The sequence below is a fragment of the Shewanella sp. SR44-4 genome, from assembly GCF_014163715.1.
GTDB lineage: Bacteria > Pseudomonadota > Gammaproteobacteria > Enterobacterales > Shewanellaceae > Shewanella.
In genome coordinates this window covers 1-4,080 of sequence record NZ_JACJDU010000094.1, presented here as the reverse complement: position 1 = coordinate 4,080, position 4,080 = coordinate 1, and the positions used below count along the sequence as shown (strand labels likewise).

Here is a 4,080-nt window from a genome sequence, read left to right as displayed (position 1 = left end):
ATCCAGAGCGATGGTCAAAAGAAGAGCGAAACTGGCAGCCAATAGGCGCTGTGGAGTTAAATCCAGAGCAACATAAAGAAGCTGCTTAACAATTTAGGCGACAACTGTCTTGAAAAACGCCGAAAATGTCCAGCAATAGTAGGCTTAAGTTTTGATGAGGAAAGTAAGAGGGGAATTGAAGAGATTAATGAGATATATGATCTCACAAAAATTGGTCGGCTTGCTCTGTTAATTGGTCAGTTTTATTCAATATTTGGAGGGCTTGCCGTTAAAGGATCTTCTGGTTCTGGTGTAAGATTTCTGGATGATTCTTTGGCATTTCAAATTGCAGGTTCTGACGCGGCGCAAACTGAGTATGCTGTTAGTCAAGCCAATTGGGAATATTTTTTTGAGTCATTTAGTGCTTTTGATAAGATAGCCATGGAGTCTATAAGCAAAATTGCATTTAAACAGGTTATGGCTCATAACGGAAACCCAAAGGAATACTTGTTTTGGAGTTCAATAGTGAAAGGATGTAAGCCCAATGTTGAATAAATGTATTGTGATATTTGTTTTATTCGTATCTTTTATGGCTAAAGCTGAAATTTCAGAAGATGGGAAATATGCAACACTTATGATGCAGGTTAACTTAGCTAAATATGAGAATAAAAGTAGCCATTGCTTCAAGCTAGTAACTGATTTCATTTTACCAGAAACTGATATGTTGAAATTAAAACAGATGCCTCGAGAAACCGCTGGTGTTCTGGGTAAGCTTTTTGATGATGCGTTATATAATTGTGCTCAGCCTGAAGTCTTTAATTTAGCTCGCGCTATACTGACATTGCAAGAGCAGAATAAGATTGAAAAGTCCCAGGCTATAAGTGAGCAAATTAAAAATATACGTCTTTTAGTTTTTCCTAAATCTACAGTAGCTTCTGCTCGAGAGTATGAAAACCTTACTGAAAATATAAAAACTCAATTGGAAAGTATCGAATCATTAAAAAAACCATTTAATCCGATGGTCATTATTGAGCAGGTTTGGGGAGATCCTCAGTGATGAGGGTATTTAGCCTCTAGCCCAACACAATCTAGGTGCGAAAAAGTTAATTACTATCAGAATAATAAAAGTTAAATATGTAGATTTAACCTTTTCTTTAAATCAACAATGACAAGGATAATACGATGTCATCAATAAAAATAACTCAAGCTGTCGGGCTGGGTGGAGCTAACAATTTAAACGATGTAAAAACAGTACAAACCGGTTTAAACAAACTACTTAAACTCATTCCCCCTACAAAACCTTTAATTGTTGATGGCTGTTTAGGCTCTAGGCCTGAAAGCTCTAAAACTGTTGCAGCGATTAGATTATTTCAAAGCAAAGTACTTAATATGGTACGTCCAGATGGCAAAATTGACGCTAATGGTCGAACTCATCGAAAGATGAATGAAAAACTGTTGAGTGTAGCCGTACTTCCTAATGTAAACACCTCTTTAAAAATGCCTGTAACTAATGCTTTTTGGATGAAAACAGCTGTTAATGAGGTGGGTGAATCCGAAGTTGCAGGTACTAAAGCAAACCCTCAAATTTTAGAATATTTTAAAGCTTCTAAGTTTTGGGGAAGTGATGACAGTGGTGGTCAAAATGCCTGGTGTGGCTCTTTTGTTGCTTGGGTGATGAAACAAAATAATATTGAACCTGTAAAAAATGCTTTTAGAGCCAAATCGTGGATTGATTTTGGTAAACCAATAACTCAACCTGTTTACGGTGCTATAGGCATCAAATCAAGACAAGGGGGCGGGCATGTTGCTTTTGTAGTAGGGCAAAGCGTTGATGGTCATTATTTATTTATGCTCGGAGGTAATCAAAGTAATAGTGTGAAAGTTTCTAAGTATAAAAAAGAGGTGTGGGATGCTTTTGTTGTTCCTTCTAACTTTGACTCATCATCTGCCAGTTTACCTGTTTATACTCAAAAGTCATCGATTGCAGGAAGTGAAGCATAATGAAAAATATCATAGTTCTCCTATTCTTGTTAGTAGGTGTTATCCATCCAGCGCTCGCTCAAAACGAAGCCTCATCAGAATTAAACGGCTTTATACAAGCTATAAAAAATGTACATTATCTTGCTAAATTAAAAGTCACTAAAGTGGAAGTAACGGTTCAGAATGATGGATTAGAAAAGCAGGTTTTTTTTGCTGAAGTCCTCGATACTTATAAAGGTGAATCTCACAAAAACATAAACTATGAAATGCTTGTCGAGCAAGGTGAAGATGTCGTTTTTAATTCGACTCCAGTTTATGTCGCGCTGTGTTTAGATAGTGCAGGGAATTACTACTGGCCGGGTACTGGCTCTGAATTCAAACCTTCAACAGCGATCGATGTATGGTTAGCTGAAAATAAAGAAAATTTGATGGGTATTGTTTCTGTAGCAGATTGGTGTAAGTAGTATTATTTCAAAAATTAGACTGTTAGTTTTAATAAAAATCACGGACAAATAATGAATAAAATTAACACGGACGTAAATTACAAAACGATGGCAGGTAATGCTCGCTTAGTTATGCTAGGTGAGTCTAATCACAACACCGCTGGTTATAAATATGAAGCGATTAGAGCGATCAAACAATTAAAAGCAGCTGGCTTTACCCATTTTGCTATAGAGATGTTACCACAATCAATGAAGGAACAAGTGTCTTTTTATCAACGTTCAGGTAAGGGGTTTGAAGTTATTCAGCGTTACTTTAATGATAATTGGGCATGGGGATATTTGGTTCCTCATGCATACGGTGAACTTGTTAAAGCAGCAAGAACTGCAGGTTTGAAAATAGTTGCTTTGGACATGACATTAGAGCAAATGGCAAGTCTTGATGCAGCTTGCTCGTCTGACAATGCCGAGGCGGGTATTTGTAAGGATACTCATACGAAACGCAATGATAGCTGGACAAATAATATTCTGAGTATCATAAAAGAATCAAACCAACATCGTGTGGTGGCTTTCATGCATCGGTGGCATGCTGTTGAAGCTGCATCTTATCAAGAAGGCATTGATACTTTAATCCAAAAGCAAGGGATACATAATGTTGTCTTTGTAGACTTTATTGGAGGTATGTTGTGTCTAACCGAAAAGGATTGCAGAGAAGGTTCTGCTGAAGATACTCCGCTTAAGCTGCAGTACTTTTACCGTGAAGGATTTCCCTATAAGTCCGCTATTAAGTCTTTTCAGGTTCATATTCCTGAAAAACGAGTCAATTTAGATGGTGAGTTGCAATGGTAAGGATAAGTCTGTTTATATTCTTAACGTTAAACTCAATCTGCAATAATGTGCATGCAAACAGTCTGTGGCATGCAATCGATATTAACGATCCAAACTTAACAGTCGAACAGGCCGCGCAACAATGTGCGAAAAGTTCAATGTTTGCACCATACAGCCTCGAGGAATGGTGTGAAAAGGCTTATTCGATGGGCAGTTGGAGATCACTTTTATACATTGGATACTACACAGGTGATGGGACTCGCTATGTCAATGAAGCCAAAAAACATGCGCAAAGCGATGATGTTGAAGCTATCAAAGCATTAGCGTGGATTTATAGTACAGGGTCTTTCGTTGAAAGGGATCTTAATAAGTCTATTAATCTATATACCGATTATTTGAACCATAAGAAAAATAAATCACTCACAAAACAACAATTAGTTACAGTTCACAAAGCTATTTATACAATATACAAAGAATTACAAAACTGGCAAGAAGCCTTAGAAAGCTTGCAATTTATTATTGATAATGACGAAGATGATAACATTTTTTTCAAAGATGAAATATTAGATATTAGCAAAAAATTATCTAAATAAGCTGTGTGATAAGTTATGATTTATTACCTTAATGTCATAACACTGTTCGCAAGCTTTTCATATTCCCCAAATATATTATGAAGGCACTTTAAAATGGTAAAGCCATTTTTATTATCTTTTATCTTGGTGGCTATTTTCGCCAACGCAGCGGGTCCGAGGTGGGATGATTCAATTGATATAGATGATCCCAACTTAACAATTAATGTTGCCGCGGAACAATGCCAAAAAAGCTTAATTAATGCTCCTGAAAAGCTGGAACT

At 36.7% G+C, this 4,080-nt stretch carries 6 protein-coding genes; all 6 read left to right on the top strand.

The genetic code is table 11. The annotated features are described in order from the left end of the window. Positions 1 to 312 precede the first annotated feature (312 nt). The 6 genes from H5125_RS21445 (at position 313) to H5125_RS21420 (ending at position 3,820) form a co-directional block, all read left to right on the top strand. On the top strand, positions 313 to 534 hold the full coding sequence (locus H5125_RS21445; protein WP_182745448.1) for a hypothetical protein: 222 nt from the start codon (positions 313 to 315) through the stop codon (positions 532 to 534). Beyond that, positions 524 to 1,036 carry a hypothetical protein gene (locus tag H5125_RS21440; RefSeq protein ID WP_182745446.1) on the top strand — a complete coding sequence of 171 codons (513 nt, stop codon included), beginning with the start codon at positions 524 to 526 and terminating at the stop codon, positions 1,034 to 1,036. The genes H5125_RS21445 and H5125_RS21440 overlap by 11 nt, the downstream gene beginning before the upstream one ends. A gap of 125 nt (positions 1,037 to 1,161) precedes the next feature. Next, positions 1,162 to 1,980: a TIGR02594 family protein gene (locus H5125_RS21435; RefSeq protein ID WP_182745444.1), complete on the top strand. Its 819-nt coding sequence runs from the start codon at positions 1,162 to 1,164 to the stop codon at positions 1,978 to 1,980. Beyond that, on the top strand, positions 1,980 to 2,423 hold the full coding sequence (locus H5125_RS21430) for a hypothetical protein (RefSeq protein WP_182745442.1): 444 nt from the start codon (positions 1,980 to 1,982) through the stop codon (positions 2,421 to 2,423). The genes H5125_RS21435 and H5125_RS21430 overlap by 1 nt, the downstream gene beginning before the upstream one ends. Before the next feature lie 51 nt (positions 2,424 to 2,474). After that, on the top strand, positions 2,475 to 3,248 hold the full coding sequence (locus H5125_RS21425) for a ChaN family lipoprotein (protein ID WP_182745441.1): 774 nt from the start codon (positions 2,475 to 2,477) through the stop codon (positions 3,246 to 3,248). A 185-nt stretch (positions 3,249 to 3,433) separates the two neighbouring features. Continuing rightward, positions 3,434 to 3,820, top strand: coding sequence for a hypothetical protein (locus tag H5125_RS21420; protein ID WP_182745439.1), 387 nt, complete (start codon positions 3,434 to 3,436; stop codon positions 3,818 to 3,820). Positions 3,821 to 4,080 lie beyond the last annotated feature (260 nt).